This is a genomic window from Halobacteriovorax sp. RT-2-4, from assembly GCF_047085445.1.
Lineage (GTDB): Bacteria > Bdellovibrionota > Bacteriovoracia > Bacteriovoracales > Bacteriovoracaceae > Halobacteriovorax_A.
This window is the reverse complement of record NZ_JBKIXY010000001.1, coordinates 759,002-782,178: the sequence shown is the minus strand read 5'-3', so window position 1 is coordinate 782,178 and position 23,177 is coordinate 759,002. Positions and strand designations below refer to the sequence as shown.

The following is a 23,177-nucleotide window of genomic DNA, read 5'->3' as shown; positions in this document are numbered from 1 at the left end:
TTAAATTCTAATCCAGGTATCCTCTTGCGATTTGGTCCCTTTCAATAGCATCAAAGAGGGCCTGGAAATTTCCTTCACCAAAACCGTTGTGATTTTTTCTTTGAATAAATTCAAAAAATAGCGGACCAACATAAGTGTCAGTAAAGTTTTGGATTAGGTATCCTTCCTCATCACCATCAACTAGAAGTTGACGATCTTCGAGCTCTACTAGATCTTCTGTAACATTAATTCCACGCCCAGCAATACCTTCGTAGTATGAATGTGGGATATCAAGAAATTTAATATCTCTTTCTCTTAAGTCTTTAACAGTTGTAAGAATATCACCGCAAGTTAAAGCAATGTGCTGAACTCCAGCACCGTTGTGACGATCAAGAAACTCTTGTATTTGATCCTTTCCACCAGCTTCTTTTGGCTCATTAATTGGAATAATGACTTCACCTTTTGGAAGTTGAACAACTTCTGAGTTAAGTCCAGTTTTTGAACCTTTAATATCGAAGTAGCGAGTTACTTTGAAACCATAAACACGGTCATAGAACTCAACCCATTTCTTCATTTCACCTTTTGGAACGTTATTCGTTAAGTGGTCAATACGAGCAACACGTGAACCTAGAGGGCGCGCTTTTGGATCTTCTTCAAGTTTCGTAAACCCTGGACGAAAGAATGTGCGAGGTCTTTCAATGAACTCATTGGCAACATCACCAAAGCCTTTAATGCGAGCACTTTTGTAGATACCATGCTCATTTTCAGTGATAACAACTTCTTGAAGTGACTCAGCACCACGCTCAATTGCTGTCTTATAAGCATGCTCACAATCTTCAACTAAGAATGAGATTGTTGAAACACCTTCACCGTGAGCCTTGAAGTAATCTTGCGCATGGCCACCTTTTTGTGCCGTTAAAAGAAATCTAACTTGTCCCTGAGTGAATAGCTCTTTGCTTTCACTTTGCTTTTCATATGTTTTAGAAAAACCAAATGTGTAGAATAAATCTTTTGTGGCCGTATCAAGTGAATCACATGTGAATTCGAGATGATCAATGGCCAGGACCCCAAGAGGGTTTTCTGGAGAAATTTTTGAGTTCATAAAAACTTCCTTCTTTATATTAGCTGTTTGATTTGTGTATGAAAGATACTAACGATTTTTCCCAAATGGAGCAAGATGCATTATGATATGTGCATGAAGCATCGTTTATGGTTTTTCTTTTTTGCACTAAGTCTAGTGACTCATGCTGTTATATTCTTTTCAAATATAAGAAAAGGTGAGCAGCAGATGAGGCGCGAGCGCATTGGTATTGATGTCCAGATTAAGGCCCATGCTATAAAACAAGAAAAGCAAAATAAAAAAGAAGTTGAAAAGATTGAACAAAAGCCACGAAAAAGTGTTCAGGCCAAAGAGGAGTCCTCTAAGTCTGAGCAGCAACAGGTTGTGACAAATAATACATTTGAGAACCAAATAGTTCATTTCGAGGCCCCTATTTATCCGCGATCTGCCAGAAGAGCTGCGATTGGTGGCTCCGTGACTATCTCCCTTATTGTTGGTGTTGACGGGAAAGTTGTGGATGTCAAAATTTTAAAACCTGCTGATTACACAGCTTTCAATGAAGCAGTACTAAGTGTTGCAAAACAATGGCAATTCAAGCCTCAGAAGATTCAAAATACATATACTAAAAAAATCGTGTTTACTATTGAGTAATGACGCTTTGGTTCGTCAAAAAACATAATAAAAATTCTATACTTGCACCTCAATTAAATTTAGAGGAATTATGAGTCAATATAGAATTCTCAATGGGAATGAGCTAATCATTCAAGGTGCTCTTGAAGCTGGTTTTAATCTTTATACTGGATATCCAGGATCACCGTTAGCAGATTATTTTAATATCTTATATAGCAAGAAAAAAGAGTTTCACGAAAAAGGTATCCGTGTTGTTATTGCAAACTCGGAGGCCAATGCAGCAGCTATGGCCAGTGGAGTAAAACAAGCGGGACGTGACTGTATTGTTGCCATGAAATCAATGGGACTTCATGTTGCAAGTGATGCTTTATCCGTTGGTAACTTTGCCAATCCTGCAAGACCTAAGATAGTCGATGGAAAGGAAGTTTATCCTGCTACTGTTATTTGTGTTGGCGATGACCCTTGGTCGATGTCCACTTCAACTGCAGCTGATTCAAGATATCTTTTTAAGCATCTTCATATGTCTTTTCTAGAACCTTCAAATCCTAAAGAGTTAAAAGACTGGATTGCTAAGGCAAAAGAAATTTCTTCTAAAACAAGTTTATATCAAGGATTACTTCTAACGACTTTTCTTGCTGAAGGTGGTGGAAGAGTTGAGTGCTTTGACGAGGCCCCTATTGATGGCAATTTAATCGATATCGATCCTTCAACTTTTGATCTTCAAAAAAATGTAATGGTTCCACCAAATTCTCTACTTGCTGATGTGAGTATGATTAAAGAGCGCTTTCCAAAACTTCAAAGTGTACTTAAAGAGATGGCCCTTGATCAAGTTTTTGGAAATGTTAACGCTGATATTGGTTTTATCTCAAGCGGTGTAATTTTCGAAACCCTTAAGCAATGCCTAGAAGAAGGTGAGTATCTTGATCACTTCTCTTTATATAAAGTTGCTTCTTCATTTCCACTTGTTGATGACATCTTAGTACCTTACTTAAAGGGCTTGAAGAAGCTTGTTGTGGTTGAAGAAAAGCGAGGTTTCTTAGAGGGGGAGATTCGCTCTCTTTGTCAGAAACATGGACTTATTCTTGATATCGTAGGAAAGGACTTTAAAGATGGTGATGGCTTTCCTGCATTTGGTGGGCTTAGCTATGAAATCATCAGTGAAAAACTTGAAACACTGAAAGACTATCTTGAAGTTGGCCAATGTAAATCATTGGCATTCGAAGAAAGAAATTTCGGAGAGATTCTTCCAAAGAGACTTCCTACCTTTTGTCCAGGTTGTCCTCACCGTGAGACTCTTTCTCTTTTAAAAGACCTTCGTCGCTGGCTTAAGGCCCAAGATATTGACCTTATCACTCATGGTGACGTTGGTTGCTATTCACTTTCATTTTTACCGCCATTTGGAGAAATGCATAATTTATCAGCAATGGGGCAAGGTGGTGCTCTTGGTGCGGGGATGGATCTTTTCACAAAGAACCCTTCTGTTGTCTTGATGGGTGACTCAACTTTCTTTCACTCTGGCCTAACTGATATTTCAAACTCAGTTCAAGCTGATCACGATATTACTTACATTCTTTTAGATAATGATAATACGGCCATGACAGGACATCAGATGACTCCTGCATCACAAATTAATGTTGAGGGAAGTAAGAGACCTAAGCAAGATATGCTAAACATCGTGCAAAATCTTGGTGTTAAGGTGGCCAAGGAAGTTAACCCTTCTGATCGCTACTTTTACCAAAACCTTATGCGTGAATTTGTTGTACAAAAAGGCGTTAAGGTTATTATTTCAAATAAAGAATGTTCTCTTACTTACCAAGCAAAGGTAAGAGCTAAAGAGAGAGGACAAATTAAAGATAAGGGTGTGCTAGCGCAAAAGACTTTTTATCAAATTAATACTTCGGCCTGTGAAGACTGCCGTATTTGTATTGAAGAGACAGGTTGTCCTGGCCTAACTCAGGTTATGGATGCATATGGTACTAAGATGGCAATTGACCCTACTATTTGTGTGGCCGATAGTTATTGTACAAAAATGAAGGCGTGTCCAAGTTTTGAAAAAGTTGTGGTCAAAGGTTATCACCCAACAATGTATCGTGACAGTGATCTTTCTCACTTAACATATGATCTGAAAGAATTTGAAACGAAGAAAACATTTGATGCAATTGCTAGTGGTGACACTTGGCGAATGGTTGTAACTGGTGTCGGTGGATCGGGGATTACAACGATCTCTAAAATTATTGCAAATGCATGTGTTGAAATGGCCGGCCGTGATGATCTGGATTTTAAATTTATGGATCAAAAGGGCCTTGCTCAAAGAAATGGAAATGTAACGGGACATATGTCAATTTGTCATAAAGATAAATCAATGGGGGCCGTAACTCCTCGTGGTGGTTCTGATGTACTTTTAAGTCCTGACCTTTTAGATGGTATTGGGCAACTGGGATTTTTAAAGACTGAGAATGCTGTTGCAATTTTTGATGATTCGTATCAAGTGCCTCTTTCAATTCTTCTTGATAAGGGGGAGAGTGAAGAAAGTTTAACTAGAGCTAAGCTTATTGAAAAAGTTAGAAGTAAAGGTGATGACAGAATTATTCTGGTTCCTCTTAAGAAGTGGTGTGACCTCTTCTTTGGTAAAGCGGTCTATGCTTCAAGTATGATTCTCGGTTATGCATTTCAATTAGGTCTTGTTCCATTTGGTGAAGATGATCTTCTTGGGGCCTTAAAGAAGTCGATGAAGCCTGCTGAAATTGAAAATAATATCGCTTCGTTTAAGCTTGGACGAGAAATGGCGTCTCTTGGAACTGAAGCTTTTGAAGCTAAGTATAAGAATCTTGTCGTAAAGAACAAGGACCCTCTCGATTTAGCAATCGAGTCCGTAAGGGAGTCACTACTTCCTTGGCATAATTCTACTTATATTATTAATAAATTTAGACAACATCTTGATCAAGCAATTGTTGATATTAACTGGATGAGTCGCAAGGACTTAATTCAGATCATTCACGATCAGTATATTTATAATCGCGGTAAAGAGACGACTGAGTTTATTTCTGGGGCCAGAGCAGTGGGAACTATTGTTGATGAAGAAAATAAAGTTCTTGCTACACGTGTTCTTGCTAAGACATTTATCGTTAAAGATGAAGTCATGGTTGCTCACTTAATGCTTTCACCATTTTTAAAACAAATGGAAGAGAGTATCTATAGCTTCCTTGGAAAGTCTTATACTAAAGAGAGAATTAACCGTCCTTCATTTGATATCTTTGGAAAGAAGATTGAATTTGATATTTCGCCAAAAGATTGGCAATTAAAAATTATGAGACACTTTAGAATCTTACGTTCTGTGCTGCCTGCTTGGCATGCAAAAGAAAGAGAGATTGGTTCTAAGGTAAGAAATTACTTATTTAACGGTATTCAAAAAATTGAAGCTAAGAATAGTCAATATCACGCTCTTAAGCTTCTCGATAATATTAAAGGTTACAGAGAAGTTCGCTATACTAATGCGCAAAGAGTATTTAAAGAGTTGGAGATCAATTGAAGCAATCAGTTTCAGCAATATTTATCTGTGAGGACCAAGTCCTTATCATGAAGAGACAAAACTATCTGAGAGCATTTCCCGGCTATTCTTCTTTTCCTGGAGGAAAAGTTGATGAAGAGGATGTGCTCAATGGTGGAGATGATTACCTTCTCTTTGCTCTAAAAAGAGAGATCCAAGAGGAGCTTCATATAAATATTGATGAACTATTAAAGTCAGGTCACATACTTGATGTTAAGCAATACGCTTTAGCAGTCACTCCTGACTTTAATCCACATCGATTTGAGAATTATTACTTCAAGGTTTTTATTAAAGATAAGAGTGCCCTTGAAGAAATTAATTTTCACTTTGACGAGGGAGAAATTGCCAAGGCAACGTGGATGAATTGTCACGAGGCCTTTACTGAATATAAGAAAGGACATCTCTTAGTTGTTCCTCCTATGATTACAATTCTTAAAGACCTTGATCGTGATATTAATTCTGTCGATTTCCTCGATGCTAACTTGAAGTATGATGGAGATTTGCAGGTTCCAATGATTGAGCCTTTATTTGGCCTACGTCAATATATGCCTCTTTCACATACTTTTCCTCCAGCAAATCGTACGAATTGTTTTGTCATTGGAGATGATAATGGAAAGAAAATTGTTATTGATCCATCTCCTAAGAATGAAGAAGAACTAGAAAAGCTAATTTATGGCCTAAAGGAACATGATCTTAGTGAGATATTTCTTACTCATCACCATCCTGATCATCACGAGTTTAGTCGTGAATTAGCAAAGATACTAAAACTACCTTTTTCTATGTCCGAAGGTACTTATGAACATCTTTTAGGAGACTTTGGGCAGGATTATTTTGATGGCCATGAAGTAAAGTTCTATGAAGATGGCGATATTGTGACAACGTCATGTGGCCATGAAGTAAAGCTAGTTATGACTGGTGGCCATGCTTTTGGTCAGAGCTCTCTTTTAAGAGCTGACGGGGCATGGATGATTGTTTCTGATCTAATCCAAACGATTGGAACAGTTACAATAAGTGGGCGAGGCTCTGATATGAGAGAATATTTTCACTCTCTTACTAATGTAATCAATCTAGATCCACAAGTTGTAATGCCTTCACATGGAATTTGTCTTGGTGGAACAAATAAAATTAAGCAAACTCTTGATCATCGAATCGAAAGAGAAAACCAAATCCGTGCTTGCATGGAAGAAGGCAAGAGTCGTGAAGAGATTTTTCAATCAATATATCCTGATCTTCCTGATAGACTACACAAGTATGCTTATGCGACGATTGACTCTCACTTAAATAAATTGGAAGAGTTTGGGCCAGGACTTTGCTAAAAAGCAAATTTTATTGGCACAATTAATTGCACAGTTTTTGGTGAATAGTAATTTTACAATTGAAAATTATTCTTTGATATCAGCTAGTTAAAGTCGGTCTAAAAATTATCTTGCACCTAATTTATTAAAATTATTCACTCACACCCTTTCTCAAGTGAAAATGATAGAGGGGAGTGGTCAACTTTATTGTCGGTTAAGTAAAGAAATAAAACTTATTAACCGATAAATTAAGAAGATTAATCTATGTGAGGAAGAAATGAAAGTTGTTAAATCATCGATTATCCTATTATTCACGATTAACTCAAGCTTTGCTAATGGACAATCAGGTCTTATTAGTGGAGTGGCTGATCAAAGTGGTGACATGCTTGGCGCTGCGGTTGGTAATGCGGTTGTGAATGCAAGTGGGCAATTCAATGCTGTGGACCCTGTTCAACAAGTCCTTGTTCAACAAGTCTATAACATCGCTGAAACGAATAATGATTTTGAGAAGTCGATTCGTCTTAAGCGTCTACAGCTTAGAGAGCTTGAAGGTGGGGATGGAATTAGAAGTAAAGTTCCTCCGATGTTTTACAGTGCAAGCTTCCTTCAAACTGGTCTTATGAGTCGTATTGAAGATCCAATGGACGACTTTAGTTATGATAATCTAATCGAATTGAATTATGACGATGGTGACAAATCACTAAAGGGATTATCGAATTCTCCTTTCATTTTTAAGCAAAAAGTACAATATCCACATAGTTCTGCAGTGGCCGTTGGAGGCAATCCTTGGAATAATGCGACTGCTTTTCGCTTTGATGAAGCCTACAGGCCTTGTACTGGTGATGATTCAATTTCTGAGAATCGTCTAGGGACGAATGGTGAGTTCCTTGAGTCATTTATGTTTAAGCTTGATAGCCGTTTTAAAGGCTGTTCTGATGACTATTTAACAATAGATGAAGATCCATTTAGTATAACACCAAAAGTTGACCCTCAAAAATTCTGTAATTGCGCAAATAAGATAACTCATTCTGATGAACAAGAAGAAGAGCTAGGTCAGAAGGATGTTATTGATAACTTCTCTGATAAAATTTATGAAAAAGTTGTCGCTCACAGAGTCAAAGAATTTAAAGACTTCTTAGAGAGCGCAAGAGTTCGTTTTGATGAATTTGACAAGCACAGCTATGTGAATGACCCGTATAGTTGCTCTGGGCAGAATATTGAAAACCTAAGTAATAAGCTTAAGTCTTGTTTTGCAGGAAGGCTTGGTGATGCTATTGATAAGAAACTGGAACTTGATTCTTCGGATGATATGATTGGCCTACACTTTATGACAACGATTCCAGCTCTTGGTAACTCGTCTAGACAGTCTCGCGCTAAGAATCGCTTCGAGCAAATCTTTGAAGACATTGATAAAAATGTTAGTGGACAAAGACAGATGTTCACAACTGATGAAGAAAAGCTAAAAGAATTCGCAAATATTTTTATCTTAGAATATAGCCAGCATAAAAGAGGACCTTTAGGGTTTCCTCGTTCATATGTGGCACGCTTAAATAAGTATATCTATAGTGATCCTGTTATGTATGGAGCTTATCAAGATTTTAGAAAGCAGGAACTTGATGTAACGGATAAAACATTAAGAGCAAAGGCCAATTTAGAAAATAAAAGTTATGGTTGGGGAAGCTCTTTTGTCGATAATATGTATATCTCTCAAGTTCAGGAAGATATGCTAATGTTACAATTTGCAACATCAATTTCCAGTCAAACATTACCACGACTACTTGATGGTTCTTCAAAGGCATCTCTATCTGAAATCTCAAACGCTCTAAATGCTCTTGAAACGAAAAATGATCAAGGCGCTAAAGTGATGGGAGATATGTATAACGTAATTAGAAATCAGCACGAAGATGAATTAAGAGCAACATGTCGTCAAAAAATTGAGGCCCTTGAAAAGGATTGTAACAGTAGTCCTAAAGAGATTATGTCTTCTCTTTCTTTAGAAGAATTCGTTGCGATTAATGATACAAATAGTGAAGACGTTTCTTTGAATTCAAGAAAGTATTGTCTTGCCCTAGATATGGGTGTTACCAATGAGAATGCGGCCAAGCTTGCTAGCTCTGTTGTTTCGGACTCACAAAAAGTCTTAGAGCAAATTAAAGGCTCATATGATCCAACGACTGGCCTTGGGACTAATAAAGTAAAGAGTGACGACGATTCAAAATTAGATGGAGGCCTCGGAGGCTTTGTTGAAAGAGCTAATACTGCTGGTGATATTATTAATAATGGACAAGACTCAGGTGTCGCAAATGATGGAAGTTCAAGCGAGTATAACTTTGATGAAGCGGCTCAATTTTTAGAAAGCTATAATAGTTCAAACTCTTCATTACCATCTAATAGTTTTGCAAGTTCGAATGTTATTGATAACAGCTCTCTGCAATCAATGATTCAAAATCCGTCAACATCTGTTAAGTCTCTTGAAGATGTGAAAACAAGAGTTGAGGATGAAGCCGAGGCAATTGCGAAAGAGCTTGAAGAGAACCGAAACTCTACAGCTGTTTCTACTGATGAAGCGAGTCAGAGTGCGGAGCTTAGAGCTGAGCTTGCTGCACTTAAAGCACAAATAGCAGAGCTTAATACTGCTATAACTGCAAAGTCTGAAAAACCTATTGATGAAGATGATCCTGAAAGAGAAAAGCGTATTGCAGCTCAAAGAAATAAAGTAATGTCTAATATAGCTGCAAGTAGTGGTTTTGGTGGAGGTCGTCGAGATGCGGCACCTGCAGGAAATACTAGAGCTGTACAGCAGGCGTCTAGTGGATCGAGTATTCCTTCAAATCTTTCTGCTGGAGCTGGAGGCAGTTCTTCATCGGCCGGTACAGGAATTAGTGCGATCAATCGACTAGGTGCAACTGGTGGACTAGGACTTACAGCAGGCTCTTCTTCACGTGCTTCTTCAGGAGCAGTAGCAGGTGATAATATTGCTAAAAGTGATCAACGCTTAGTTGCAAAAGCTATCGCTGAAGGGAATAACAGTGTTGTTCTTGCCGATGGCCGTGTCTATTATATTGGTCATGATGAAGATGGAAATGTGATTCTTTCTGAAACAGCAGAAGAAGTATTAGCTGGTGTGACGAGTCCTGAGCAAGAAGGACCTCAACTTCCTACTCCTAAGGCCGAAGACGGTCCTAAGCGTGAAATTGCTTCTGAAGGTGAAGAAGTAAAAGTTCCTGGCGAGGATAGTATTTATACTAAGTTCTTAAATGCCGCAGAAATCAACGAATAGAATTATCAATAAATTCACATATAGAAAAGACCAGCAATAGCTGGTCTTTTTTATTTTTTTTACTTTTTTTTGAAAATAGAAAGTGTTGAAACGACGACTATTATTGGCGCAAGGAGATTTTGTTGTTTAGTCGCTATTTATTTATTTTTAAACAGTTGTACACGTGAATTCAGGGAGTTTGCTCACCTCATAATTAAGTTATTTGTAGTGTGTTTAGAAAATATATTTTTAGCGTCCATAATATATTGAAGAAAGGAAGGTGAACAATAAATTTTGGTCACTTAAGAGAATTCTTAATGCCACCGATAGACAAATTGGATCAGGTATCCGGGACGGAAATGAAATTAATTAAAATATTTATTACTACGACATTGTTTACACTACAGAACACTACTCAAGCAGCCGCTATCCTAGGAGTCGCTGGAGGTTCGTTTTCTACACCACTTCAACAAAACTTACTAATGTTAAGTGAAGTCGATACGGTTATTGCTGATGCTGGTATCTATCTTCTTGAACAGGTAGATCACAACGAAAATACATTCAATGAGATTAGAAAGAATCGTATCCTTGGTACAAGTGATCCATTTGTGGAAATGGAGAAGTCTCTTGCAAAGTCTGGCTGTGTTGGTGATCGTAAGAGTTCATCTCCAGCTGATAATCAAATTGATCAAGTGACAAAAATGGAAATCAGTATGTCTCGTTATGGTAATGCATGTCGAGACACTTTATATAGTGTTGACCTTCAAGAAGGTGCTAAAGAGAAAATTAATGTTGAACAATACTGTGGTTGTGTAAGTAACGTTACAGCTACTGTAACTCAAGAACAGGTATTAGTACCTAATTCAGATGAAGCATATAAGAGTAAGTTTCACTCTGCGATTGTGGCCAGCAGAGTTTATAATCTTTTTGATCTCATTAGAGACAATGCTGGACGATTAGAACGTTATCGTCACAAACTAGCTATTAGAGATAAAAACTTTGATCGATTTACTTGTACAAAAAGTGATATTGATAAAATTAGTCAAAAAATTGAGTCTTGTTTAAGCCCTCAAGTTAGAAATGCTATTGATAAGAAACTTGGTTATAATTTGGATAATCTTATCAAAACAAGTACTGAAGGTGAGGCAAAGCAGCGCCTAAATCATGTTTTCACAAAATCTAATACAGAAATCGATGATTATTTTGATGAGAAAATTGCAGCTGAGAATGTTGCCCTCGATGGTAATGGCGGTAGTAAAAGAAACCAATTCATTGATCTTTTCATTGTAAGATTCAATGAACAAAGAATTAGTGGTGAAGGATATTCGAAGTATTATAAAGATGATCTTAAAGCTTATGTTTATAATAACAAAATCTTTAGTCGTGAATTTTATAGTTTTAGAGAAAGAGAAATTGCAAAGTCAGATAAGTTAAGTCGCTCCCTTTATTATCAAACTGATGGTAAAGAAGGTCGCCTTGATTATGCTAATCAAGTCTTTACTGCAGAAGAAGAGGATCAATTTCTAATTCAATACGTATCCTTCTTTGGTTCAAAATTTATGAAATCAATGGTTCGTGACGCAGATGATTTTGAGCAAGTAACTAAGGCCTTAAAAGAAATTAAAAATCAAGGTGTTGATACTAAGAGCTTTATCTTTGATTCTCTTATGAATCACTTAACAGATTTGAAAGAAGAAGTAATTAGTGAGTGTGAGAGTCGTATTGAAGAACTTGAGTATACTTGTGATCCTTCAAATTTTGATGATGTAATGAAAAGTGTATCTGCAGTTGAATTTACTGAGGCGAATGAGTCATTTGGTGGAAATGATATTGAAACAGCAGAGTTCTATTGTTCAGCTTTTAATAAAGGAGAGATCCCACAAACTATTGCGGGTGGGTATGGTAACTTTACTTCAACTTATGACCCTGCACTCGTTTTTGATGAAGTTCGTGGAAGTCACGGACAGCAAATTGCTTCAGTTAGAGAGTCCTATGAGAAGGGTGGCCTAGCAAATGCGTTTAATAATAATTCTAAATCAAATTCGAATATAGAAAATGTATCTGCAGATGCTATCGATGATGGAGCCTTTTCTCAAACGGCAGAGTACCTAAATAAGAAGTATACAAATACACATAATACTGGGATGGCACAAAGCTCGCAAATGGCTACGATGGGACAGGCCCAAGTTGCTCAGGTGCAAACAAATACTGCTTCTCAAGTAAATGAAACAAAACATGAAAGAGTCGAGAGAGAGATCGAAAATCAAGTTGAGAAAATAGAAAATCAGCTTGCATCAAGTGTTAATGACGATCAAGAAGCGCAAGAGCTTAGAAAGCAACTTAAAGAGTTAAAAGAACAACTGGCCAATGTTGCAAAAAATGCACTTGCAGTTAATGAAGAAAGCGCAAAGAGAAAAGAAAGAAGTATTGCTAGTGAGCAAAATTTTGCTGATGAGCGAGCATTAGGTCACTTTGGTAGTAGTTCTTCTGCATATTCTCACTCTGGTGCAGCTCCATCTAGTGTAAGAGGAGGGGCCTCTGTTGGTTCAACTTCTGGCCGTGGTGGTGGAGCATCAATAGCAGGTGCTGGGACTTCTGGATCAGCATCTTCAATCTCAGCTGCCCTTGGCGCAGCAGATATGGTATCAGGACTTAGTTTATCTAGTAATACACGATCAGATGTACTATCGGTATCAGATAATCGAATAGGAAAGCAAGATCGTAAGCTAGTTGCTGATGCAATTTCAAAAGGTAGCAATCGCGTTGTCCTAGCAGATGGTCAGACATACTTCATTGGCCATGATGATGATGGGAACGTCATCCTTTCACAATCAAAAGATGCACTATTTGAGGTAGCAATGCTTCCTGAATTAGAGGGGCCCCAGTTAGAAGCAGATCAGATTAAAAAACTGGATAACGCAGGTCGCTCAATTGCCTCGGAGGCTTCAGAAGTAAGTTCTGAGGATAGTATCTACTCTCAATTTCTCAATGCAGCAGAAATATCAGAATAATTTCTTAGAATAAGCCGATGCAAGGCGCGTTATAACGTGCCTTGCCTTGTCAAAATCCCTCATAAATAGATAAAATTGCTCAGTTTTTATTACAAAAGTTAGAGGCAATTTCTATGACAATTTCAGGGACGCTACCTATCGTTTCTAAGGTCGATCGATCAAGTGATGACTTTAGAGAGAATTTCAATTTTCATTTTTCAAATGTAGAAGAATTAAGAAACAAAGTTAAACATGCTCATATGGGTGGAGGAGAAAAATCTGTTTCTCGTCACCACTCTCGTGGAAAATTATTACCACGTGAGCGTATTGATAAAATCCTCGATGCAGGATCTCCATTTATCGAGCTATCTTCACTTGCCGCAAACGGCATGTACGGCATGGATATTCCAAGTGCTGGTATTGTTACGGGGATTGGTAAGGTTCACGGTGTTTGGTGCATGTTTGTTGCAAACGATGCCACAGTTAAAGGTGGTACTTACTTTCCAATGACAGTTAAGAAACACTTAAGAGCGCAAGAGGTGGCACGTGAGAATCGCCTGCCATGTGTTTATCTTGTGGACTCTGGTGGAGCATTCTTACCAATGCAAGATGAAGTATTTCCAGATAAAGAACACTTTGGAAGAATCTTTTTTAATCAGGCCCAAATGTCTGCCCAAGGGATTCCACAAATTGCTGTTGTTCTTGGTTCATGTACTGCTGGTGGAGCTTACGTTCCTGCGATGGCGGATGAATCAATTATTGTAAAAGATAATGGGACGATCTTTTTAGGAGGACCTCCTCTAGTAAAAGCTGCAACAGGTGAAGAAGTTGATGCTCAAACTCTTGGTGGGGCAAAGGTTCACACTAGTGAGTCTGGTGTTGCTGACCACTTCGCTGAAGACGAAGACGACGCTCTTGCAATTACAAGATCAATTCTTGAAAATATAAACTTTGAGCAAAACGAAGACGACTTCAATTTTGAAATGCCAAAGTATGATGCCGAAGATATTTACGGAATTCTTCCTCGTGATACGAAGAAGCCATTTGATATTAGAGAGATCATTGCTTGCCTTGTTGATGGTTCACGCTTTCATGAGTTTAAAGAGAAATACGGGCCAACACTGGTTTGTGGTTTCGCAAAGATTTGTGGAGAAAGAGTAGGGATCGTAGCTAATAACGGTATTCTCTTTTCTGAATCGGCAATTAAAGGTTCTCACTTTATTCAGCTTTGCGGACAAAGAAATATTCCATTAGTTTTCCTACAAAATATTACTGGTTTCATGGTTGGTTCTAAATATGAAGCTGAAGGAATTGCAAAGCATGGTGCTAAAATGGTTACGGCCGTTTCAACTGTTAATGTTCCAAAGTTTACAGTTGTGATTGGTGGATCTTTTGGTGCTGGTAACTACGGTATGTGTGGTCGTGCTTATTCTCCTCGTTTCTTATGGATGTGGCCTAATGCTCGTATCTCAGTAATGGGTGGTGAGCAAGCAGCAGGTGTACTTGCAACTGTTCGTCAAGACGGGCTTGTTGCAAAAGGTGAAAAGCCGATGACGGCCGAAGAAGAAGCGAAGTTTAAACAACCTATCTTAGATAAATACGAAAATGAAGGAAGCGCATATTATTCAACAGCAAGACTGTGGGATGATGGTGTGATTGAACCTCATAAAACTCGTGATATCTTAGGTGCGGCAATTAAAGCAAGCAAACAGGCTCCAATTGAAGAGACTAAGTTTGGTGTCTTTAGAATGTAGTGAAATAGAAGAAGGATTTTTTATGACAGGATATACAAAAGAGATAAAAACAGGTGAAGAAAGTGGGATTTGTTTTATCACACTAAATCGCCCAGAAGTACATAATGCATTCAATGATGAGATGATTGCAGCACTTACAGAAGAGTTCCTAGCACTTGAAAATGATGATAGCGTCCGCGTTGTTGTTCTTACTGGTGCCGGAAAATCGTTTTGCGCAGGAGCTGATCTAAATTGGATGAAAAAAATGAAAGACTATTCAATGGAAGAAAATATTGCGGACTCTAAAAAGTTAGCGGGACTATTTCATGCCATTAACAATCTTTCTAAGCCAGTCATTGGCCGAGTAAATGGAGCTGCCCTTGGTGGTGGAGTTGGTCTTGTTGCTTGTTGTGACTTTGTCATTGCAAGTGAGAGTGCAAAATTTGGTCTTACGGAAGTTAATCTTGGACTTGTTCCTGCGGTAATTTCTCCATTTGTTATGGCAAAAATTGGAGAGTCAAATGCTCGCCACCTATTTCTTACTGGTGAGAGATTTGATGGAGAACGTGCTCTACAAATTGGCCTTATTCATAGAGTTTCTCTTGATCGCTACTATGATGCAGATATCGTCAATATGGCAAAAGAACTCATTAAAGTTGCACCAAATGCACAGAGAGTTGCAAAGAAGTTAATTTTTGGTGTTAAAGAGCGTCTTGGAAATGATGAAGCAACAATGAATTTCACTTGTGAAGTTATTGCTAAGCAGAGAATTTCTGATGAAGGTCAGGAAGGTATGACAGCATTACTTGAAAAAAGAAAACCAAACTGGAAGTAAGTTATATATGGCAACTATAAAGAAAATTGAGAAAGTATTAATCGCCAACCGCGCTGAGATTGCACTAAGAGTTATCAAAACTTGTCGCACTCTTGGAATTAAAACAGTAACTCTTTACACTTTTGAAGAAAGAAATCTTCCTCAAAGAGAATTTGCAGATGAGACTTATTACTTAGAAGGAAAACTTCTTAGTGAAACATATCTGAATATGGATAAGATCATTCAAATTGCAAAAGATAGTGGATGTGATGCAATTCACCCTGGTTATGGTTTCTTATCTGAAAACGCAATATTTGCTCAGAAAGTAACTGATGCAGGTCTTGTGTTTATTGGACCAACTCCTGAGCATATTGTTCTTATGGGAGATAAGAAAGGGTCTAAAGACAAGATGATTGAAATCGGTGTGCCTGTTATTCCAGGATACAATGGTGAAAATCAAGAACCTGAATTCTTAAAGTCTGAAGCTGATAAAATGGGCTATCCTGTACTGATTAAAGCATCTGCCGGTGGTGGTGGAAAAGGGATGAGAGTTGTTAATGACTCGAAAGACTTTCTTGCTGAACTTGAAAGTTGTAAGCGAGAGGCCCTAAGCTCATTTGGTTCCGATATTGTCTTGATTGAAAAATTCATAACAAGTCCACGCCATATTGAAATTCAAGTAATGAGTGATACTCACGGGAATCACTTTCACTTTTTTGAAAGAGAATGTTCAATTCAAAGACGTCACCAAAAAATTATTGAAGAGTCTCCTTCTATGGCCCTAAGTGATGAGCTTCGTAAAAAGATGACTGATGCAGCTGTTAAGATTACAACGGCCATCGATTATCATGGTGCTGGTACTGTTGAATTAATTCTTGACGGTGAAAACTTCTATTTTCTTGAAATGAATACAAGATTACAGGTTGAGCACCCTGTCACTGAAATGGTAACAGGATATGATCTTGTCGAATTACAGCTTATGGCAGCAAGTGGTGAGAGATTTGAGTTTACTCAAGATGATATTAAGCAAGTCGGGCACGCTATTGAATGTCGTATCTATGCAGAAGATCCTGATAATGACTTTATGCCAGCAATTGGTCGCCTTGAATATATTGGGGATGCAATTGAGGGGATTCGTCTAGACACTGGTTATAAGAATGGAAACTCAATCACTGTTAACTTTGACCCAATGATTGCAAAAGTTATTACTTGGGGAGCTGAAAGAAATGAAGCTGTAGGAACAATGATTGCAGGTCTTAATCACCTTCCATTTGAAGGTTTAACAACAAATAATGACTATCTCGTAAGAATTTTAAAGCATGAGGCATTCCTTGCTGGTAACACTTATACTCACTTTGTAAAAACTTATGAAGCAGATCTTGCACCTGCTGAAGTTTATGCAGAAGAGATTGCTGCTGCTCTTGCTCACGATTTCTTAAAAGATGATATCATGTTTGATTCTTTTAGAATGAGCGGTGACCAAGGTGAAAAGAGAATTTATGACTTTGGAGAAAATACTTTTGAAGCTTTCTTCAAGTTCTCAGGTGTGAGTACTCTTGTTGTACGTTTTGAAGGCTTTACTTGTACTGTTGATATTGAAGAAGATGCTCTTTGGATTAACGAAGTTCCATTCCATATCTTAACGCAAAAGAATGCCTATATTGTAAATAGTAAGCGTGTTGAACTTTCACGAAGTGTTGCGAAGCGCTCTGGGGCTGCTACAGGTGAGGCCCATGAAATGAGCTCGCCAATGCCTGGGAAAATTCTTAAGGTTCTTGTTCAAGCAGGACAAGAAGTTAAAATTGGTGATGCTCTAGTTGTTATGGAGGCCATGAAAATGGAACATACTGTAAAGGCATCTCGTGATGGTAAGATTGATGCTATACTAGTTCAAGAAGGCCAAACAATTGATGGTGGAGTTGACCTCGTAGAATTAAACTAATTCGGATTAACTATGACTAAAAAAATTAAGATTGTTGAAGTTGGACCTCGCGACGGATTACAAAATGAAAAAAGTTTTGTCGCCACAGAAGATAAGCTCGAGTTTATCAAGCTTTTAAGTGAGACAGGACTTTCAACAATTGAAGTAACAAGCTTTGTTCGTCCTGATAAGATTCCTCAAATGCAGGATGCAGCAGAGCTGTATCCTCAGGTATTAAAAATCACTGAAGATAAGGGGATTGCGACTCCTTGTTTAGTACCCAACTTAAAGGGACTAGAGCTTGCAAAGAGTCTTGGGGTGAAAGAGATTAGTATGTTTACTGCAACATCGAATACTTTCAACCAGAAGAATATCAATGCAACTATTGAAGAGGCCCATGCAAGACAGATTGAAGTGGCAAAGGCCGCTCTTGATGAAGGAATGAAAGTTAGAGGTTATCTTTCAACAGTTTTTGGTTGCCCTTATGAAAAAGAAATAAAAGATAAATCAATCGTTGATGGAATCCAAAGATTATTAGATCTAGGGTGTTACGAAATATCATTAGGGGATACTATTGGTGTCGCTAACCCTAACCAAGTGCGAAGAATTACAAAACTAATTAAAGATCACTTTGGTTTAAAACAGATGGCAATGCACTTTCACGATACAGAGGGAATGGCCCTCGCTAATATCTACGCTTCTTTAGAAGAGGGGATTGAGGTTTTTGATTCATCTGCAGCAGGTCTTGGCGGTTGTCCATATGCAAAAGGTGCAAGTGGGAATGTGGCAACAGATGACGTTGTTAATCTCTTACATAAACTTGGTTTTGATACAGGCGTGGATATGGATAAACTCCATGATGCTAGCTCTTTTATTATTTCTAAAATCGGTCACACTGCACCGTCTAAGTTTTTTCAAGCTTATAAAGGAAGGAAGTAATGTCTATTTACGGCTACGAATTTGAACACTTAAAAATTGAAAAGAAAGACGCAACCCTTTGGGTAAGTCTTGATAATACTAAGATGGCAAATGCTATCACTAATAAAATGATTGCTTCTCTTACTGAAGTTTTAACATTCGCTGATGGTGATCCAGATATTCGCGTGATCGTTCTTAGAGGCGAAGGCGACAACTTCTGTGCCGGTGGTGATATTAAAGCAATGATTGCTCGCAAAGGAATGTTTGCAGGTGAATCTTTTGAGCTCAGAAATCGTTACTCTCGTGGAATTCAAAATATTCCTCGAGTTATCGAAAGACTTCAAAAACCAATTATTGCAATGGTTCACGGTGGTGCAATTGGAGCTGGATGTGATCTTGTAGCGATGTGTGATCTTGCCGTCGCAAGCGATGATGCGAAATTTGGTGAGACTTTCTGTAAGCTCTCTCTCGTTCCTGGAGATGGTGGGCCATTCTTTTTAACTCGAAAAGTTGGTTACACAAAAGCAATGGAGATGTACTTAACGGGTCGTATTTATACTGCTAAAGAGGCCATGCAAATGGGCCTTGTTAATAATATCGTAACAGGTGAGGACCTTGAGCTTGCTGTATCTGCTTTTGCAAATGAAATAGCTGCTAATGCTCCAGTTGCAGTACAATTGACAAAGACAGCAATGAAGCGTGCTGCGCACGATGATCTTGAGTCTCATCTCAATTTAATGAGTGCATACCAAGGAATTGCGCAAAGAACGAATGATCACTTTGAGGGACTTTCAGCTCTAAAAGAGAAGAGAAACCCAGACTTCAAGGGAAATTAATATTAATATAATCGTAATGGGCCTTTTTGCCTTCTTTCTTTCGTCTTGCTCTAGCACCCTCTATAGTGGAGATGGTGAGAGGCTTTTGCATATTTCAAAACATGCAAATCGAGAGGCCATTACGTTAAAAGCAAATCACGAAATTCAAAATATGTTTTATGGATCACTACCAAAACAGCATCATGTAAAACTAGGTAATGATTTCTTTCGTCGTCGAAGTGAGTATGTTTCACGTGTTGAAATTCAAGAGATTGAATCTCCACTTGATCAATTTATAAAATTTTTAAGTTTTGGCCTTTTTTCCAAAAAGCAAATTGAAGTTAAGGCGGCCACTGATATTGGAGAGAATGAGTATGAAGTTTACTAGATTTGTCATTCTCCCTTTTATACTGTTCATTACTTCTTGTGCATCAAGTGGAGTTAAGCTCAATAGTCAATTTTGTGCTTCTCCAAATGGTATTTGGGCAAAAGCAGACGATAAGCTTGATTATCGTGTTTCAAAAAATATTTCTGGCTTTGGTATTGAAGAGCGTAGAATTAGAGATATTTTTAAGCAAAGAAGTTATGATTGTCGCAAGGTAAGTAAGATGCGTGTGACGATTAAACAGGGATTTTTTGAAACACTACTTAGCCTTATCCCAGGTTACTCTTCCAATACTGTTATCATTGATTTTAATCTAGAAGATTCATAAGTCCTGAAAAGAAATCTTTCTTATAGGCGTCGACTTCTTCTTGAGTTTCAAGGTGACCGAAGTTTTGACGGTCTTGTTTAACAAAGTATTTTTTTGCATCATCAGTGCATAGAAAGCGTGAGTGATGGCGTGTTAGCATATTGCCGTATATTTTTCTTTGCTTACACACTGTCATGATAAGCTTTTCTTGAGCGCGAGTAATCCCTACATAACAAAGTCTACGCTCTTCTGCGTCTCCTTCGCCATTAACAATTGTTTTCTTGTGCGGAAGGATTTCTTCTTCGACTCCAACCATATAAACTTGTTTAAACTCAAGCCCCTTTGATGAGTGAAGAGTCATCATCGTAACTTCATTCTTTCTTACATCATCATCTTCGTCTTCATCTTTTGTATCCTGAGAATCTTGAAGCATAAGCTTTTCCATGAATTTATCTAGGGTAGCTTGTTCCTTAAAATTCTCTGTAAAACGCGCCGCTGATTCTATGAAGAAGTGAATATCGTCTTTTTTACGTGAAGCCTGCTTAACTTGGTCATAGCATTTGTCGATATATTCAAAATACTTTAGATCATCCGTAAGACTTGTGATTGCCTGACTAAGAGGTAGTCTTCCAAAATACTCTTTTGCACTTTCAATAAAATTAATAAATGTTGTAATCTTATCTGCTCGTGTACCCGCAAGTTCAGGTGCATTTTTCATTGCACTAAACAGATCGATCTGATGGGCCTCACTTTCTTCTAGAAATTTCTCTAAAGTCTTCATTCCGATTCCACGATTTGGAACATTTAGAATTCTTCGAAGCGCCATTTGATCGGCAGGATTTTTAATGACCGAAAGATAGGCCATGATATCTTTTACTTCTTTTTTCTCGTAAAATTTTTGGCCACCGATAATTGTATAGGGAACCTGAGAAAGTCTTAGCTGCTCTTCAATTGGTGCTGCTTGTGTATTTGAACGGTAAAGAATTGCGATGTCACCTAAATGCCCACCTTTAGATTGGTGAGAGATAATATCTTCAACAATGATTTCCGCCTCATGTTCAGTATCTTCAAGCTCCCAAAGGATAGGCTTGTGATCACTTGGTTTATCTGACCACAGTGTCTTGTCTCGACGATCTGTATTTTCTTGAATAACAGCGTTAGCAAGTTTTAGGATCGGTGAGATTGAGCGATAATTCTGCTCTAGCTTGATAACTTTTGCACGAGAGTAATCTCTTTCAAAGCCAATGATATTTGAAATATCGGCACCTCGAAACGAATAGATTGCTTGATCATCGTCACCAACAACACACAGATTATCGTGGGCACAAGTTAAGTGGCGAATAAGTCTAAATTGAAGTGGATTTGTATCTTGGTACTCATCAACCATAATGTACTTAAATCCATTTGAATATTCTAAAGCGATTTCGGGATTCTCATCAAAGAGCCTAACTGTTAGAAGAAGAATATCATCAAAGTCGATGGCATTATAAAATTTAAGCTTCTCTTGATAAAATTCGTAGAGAAAATTAACTGCGTGATCATAAGGATCTTCTCCATCAAAGAATGGCGAATCAGCAAAGTCCTCAGGCTTAATCCCTTCGTTTTTAAGCTTTCCAATCTTAGACTGAATAACTTCTTTCTTAAATGAGCCCTTGTTATCGTGATAAAGTCTAAGACCTTCACGTATGATACTCATTTGATCTGTTTGGTCGTAGATCGAGAAGTTCTTATGGTAACCCAAATGAGTAATTTCTTTCTTAAGAATTTTCAGTCCTAGTGAGTGAAAAGTCGCTAAAGTCATTCCTTTAGATTTATTCTTTCCAAGCAGGCCGTGAACTCTTTCTTTCATTTCCTTTGCGGCCTTATTTGTAAATGAAACGGCCAGAATCTGTTTTCCAGGAATATGCAGGTTATCAACCATATGCGCAATTCGGTAGGTGATTGTACGTGTTTTACCACTTCCAGCACCTGCTAAAATCAGTACTGGGCCTTCGATGGTCTCAGCCGCCGCGCGTTGTTTGTCGTTTAATCCTGCCAATGAAATCATGCGTATAATGTGCCTTTAGAAAGGCGATTAGGCAATCTGTTTGTTGGTATGGGTTCCTGGATACTTTTCGGGATGCTTAGCATAATTACTTCATGCCACGCATCCCGAAAAGTATCCAGGAACCTTGCATTGCATCTTGATAAAGCCGAGCTAAAGAGTCAGAATTTCATACATGAACACAACACACCTTAGATCGATTTTATTGAATTTAATAATTCTACTTGGTGCACTATACACCCAAGCATCTGAGCTTCCATCGCGAAGTGATATCCATGCATTAATTGGCCAACAGACTTCCGTTAAGTCTCAAGGCTCCCGTGGTACATGCACTATGTTTAGTGCAATTGGAATTGTTGAGCACTTACTAATTCGTAAGCATGGGGTTCTACCGGTTGAGCTCGATTTGTCTGAGCAGTGGATGGAATATCTCATAATGAAGGATAAGAGTTGGGAAGGTTCAACAACATCTAAAAATATGCGTGCCATTCTTGATTGGGGAGTTGTTTACGAAAAAACTTGGCCTTACTCTCGCAAGAAATGGCCATCTCTTGAAGATGACTATCCTGAAATCACTATGGCCAAACAAACTTGTGGCCATTTAGTAGAGCTTCCAAAGTATCTACAGTCTTGTTTACTTGGGCAGCGTGATCCTCGTTTATTTGAAATGACTGATTATGATATTGCTCAAATTGATCCTGATTTTATTCCAATTAGAAAAGAGGCAATTTATTTAAGAGACACTTTAGTGAATGATCTTTATTCAAGAAAGAAGTCTTACATGTCGAAAGACTTATCCAAAATTAAGAAATGGTTAAGTCAAGGAAAGTCAGTTATTCTAGGAACTAAGTTGTACTATGGATCTTGGAATGCAAAAAAGACTCAGACTCTTGAGATTCAAGAACGTGATAAGAGCAAATGGTATGCAGGCATTGTTGGCTATCCTGAAGTTGGAACACGTGATCGTCGAATTTCGGGAGAAAAAGGCGGGGGCCATTCGATGATTCTTGTTGGTTATGACGATGATGTTGTTGTGAAGACTAGAATGCAGATGGAAGATGGCTCTTGGCAGGAATTCGAATATAAGGGTGTTTATTACTTTAAGAATTCTTGGGGAGTTAAAGGCTTTGGGAAGAAGTTTAAGTTAGATGAAGTAAACTATCCAGGTTATGGAATGATTACTCAAAAATATGCACATGATTTTGGAAATTTTTTCTATATAGATTAAGGAGATGGCCATGGCCAAGAAGAAAGTAGCAAAGAAGAAAGTTGCTAAAAAAGCAACTAAGAAAGTAGCAAAGAAAAAAGCAACTAAGAAAGTAGCAAAGAAAGCAACTAAGAAAGTCGCAAAGAAAAAAGCAACTAAGAAAGTAGCAAAGAAAGCAACTAAGAAAGTAGCAAAGAAAGCAACTAAGAAAGTAGCAAAGAAAGCGACTAAGAAAGTAGCAAAGAAAGCGACTAAGAAAGTAGCAAAGAAAGC

The 23,177-nt window shown here is 38.0% G+C and carries 15 protein-coding genes; 13 read left to right on the top strand and 2 right to left on the bottom strand.

Annotated features, from left to right (window positions below; genetic code table 11):
- Positions 1-7: 7 nt before the first annotated feature.
- Positions 8-1,081, bottom strand: coding sequence for a 4-hydroxyphenylpyruvate dioxygenase (gene hppD, locus ACMAYL_RS03580; RefSeq protein ID WP_103216896.1), 1,074 nt, complete (start codon positions 1,079-1,081; stop codon positions 8-10).
- Between the two features lie 93 nt (positions 1,082-1,174).
- On the opposite strand from hppD, the gene ACMAYL_RS03575 reads away from it, so the two are divergent.
- From ACMAYL_RS03575 to ACMAYL_RS03520, 12 genes are all read left to right on the top strand, one after another.
- Positions 1,175-1,690: a TonB family protein gene (locus ACMAYL_RS03575; protein WP_158246786.1), complete on the top strand. Its 516-nt coding sequence runs from the start codon at positions 1,175-1,177 to the stop codon at positions 1,688-1,690.
- Positions 1,691-1,760: 70 nt separating this feature from the next.
- Positions 1,761-5,198, top strand: a complete 3,438-nt coding sequence (locus ACMAYL_RS03570; protein ID WP_412470752.1) for a thiamine pyrophosphate-dependent enzyme — start codon at positions 1,761-1,763, stop codon at positions 5,196-5,198.
- Complete coding sequence (locus tag ACMAYL_RS03565; RefSeq protein ID WP_412470751.1) at positions 5,195-6,532, top strand: NUDIX domain-containing protein; 1,338 nt, start codon at positions 5,195-5,197, stop codon at positions 6,530-6,532. Before ACMAYL_RS03570 ends, ACMAYL_RS03565 begins: the two co-directional genes overlap by 4 nt.
- A gap of 256 nt (positions 6,533-6,788) precedes the next feature.
- Entirely contained in the window at positions 6,789-9,791 is a 3,003-nt protein-coding gene (locus ACMAYL_RS03560) for a hypothetical protein (RefSeq protein WP_412470750.1), read from the top strand.
- A gap of 338 nt (positions 9,792-10,129) precedes the next feature.
- Complete coding sequence (locus ACMAYL_RS03555) at positions 10,130-12,781, top strand: hypothetical protein (RefSeq protein ID WP_412470749.1); 2,652 nt, start codon at positions 10,130-10,132, stop codon at positions 12,779-12,781.
- Between the two features lie 113 nt (positions 12,782-12,894).
- A complete protein-coding gene (locus ACMAYL_RS03550) occupies positions 12,895-14,514 on the top strand; it encodes a carboxyl transferase domain-containing protein (RefSeq protein WP_103216902.1) in 1,620 nt (539 codons plus the stop codon).
- 22 nt (positions 14,515-14,536) lie between these two features.
- Positions 14,537-15,328: an enoyl-CoA hydratase-related protein gene (locus ACMAYL_RS03545; protein ID WP_392991527.1), complete on the top strand. Its 792-nt coding sequence runs from the start codon at positions 14,537-14,539 to the stop codon at positions 15,326-15,328.
- A gap of 7 nt (positions 15,329-15,335) precedes the next feature.
- Positions 15,336-17,249 (top strand): acetyl/propionyl/methylcrotonyl-CoA carboxylase subunit alpha, encoded by a 1,914-nt coding sequence (locus tag ACMAYL_RS03540; protein WP_392991529.1) that lies wholly within the window; start codon positions 15,336-15,338, stop codon positions 17,247-17,249.
- Between the two features lie 12 nt (positions 17,250-17,261).
- Positions 17,262-18,167, top strand: a complete 906-nt coding sequence (locus ACMAYL_RS03535; RefSeq protein WP_103216905.1) for a hydroxymethylglutaryl-CoA lyase — start codon at positions 17,262-17,264, stop codon at positions 18,165-18,167.
- Positions 18,167-18,982, top strand: coding sequence for an enoyl-CoA hydratase-related protein (locus tag ACMAYL_RS03530; protein WP_103216906.1), 816 nt, complete (start codon positions 18,167-18,169; stop codon positions 18,980-18,982). The genes ACMAYL_RS03535 and ACMAYL_RS03530 overlap by 1 nt, the downstream gene beginning before the upstream one ends.
- A gap of 85 nt (positions 18,983-19,067) precedes the next feature.
- The gene (locus ACMAYL_RS03525; RefSeq protein ID WP_412470748.1) at positions 19,068-19,349 is read left to right on the top strand and encodes a hypothetical protein; all 282 of its coding nucleotides are present in this window, start codon (positions 19,068-19,070) and stop codon (positions 19,347-19,349) included.
- Positions 19,336-19,674, top strand: coding sequence for a hypothetical protein (locus ACMAYL_RS03520; RefSeq protein ID WP_412462746.1), 339 nt, complete (start codon positions 19,336-19,338; stop codon positions 19,672-19,674). Before ACMAYL_RS03525 ends, ACMAYL_RS03520 begins: the two co-directional genes overlap by 14 nt.
- On the opposite strand, the gene ACMAYL_RS03515 is transcribed toward ACMAYL_RS03520, so the two are convergent.
- Positions 19,655-21,700, bottom strand: a complete 2,046-nt coding sequence (locus ACMAYL_RS03515) for an ATP-dependent helicase (protein ID WP_412470747.1) — start codon at positions 21,698-21,700, stop codon at positions 19,655-19,657. The two genes, ACMAYL_RS03520 and ACMAYL_RS03515, sit on opposite strands and share 20 nt — an antisense overlap.
- Positions 21,701-21,902: 202 nt before the next feature.
- Here ACMAYL_RS03515 and ACMAYL_RS03510 point away from each other — a divergent pair, with 202 nt between their 5' ends.
- Positions 21,903-22,925: a C1 family peptidase gene (locus ACMAYL_RS03510; RefSeq protein ID WP_412470746.1), complete on the top strand. Its 1,023-nt coding sequence runs from the start codon at positions 21,903-21,905 to the stop codon at positions 22,923-22,925.
- The last annotated feature ends 252 nt before the right edge of the window (positions 22,926-23,177 follow it).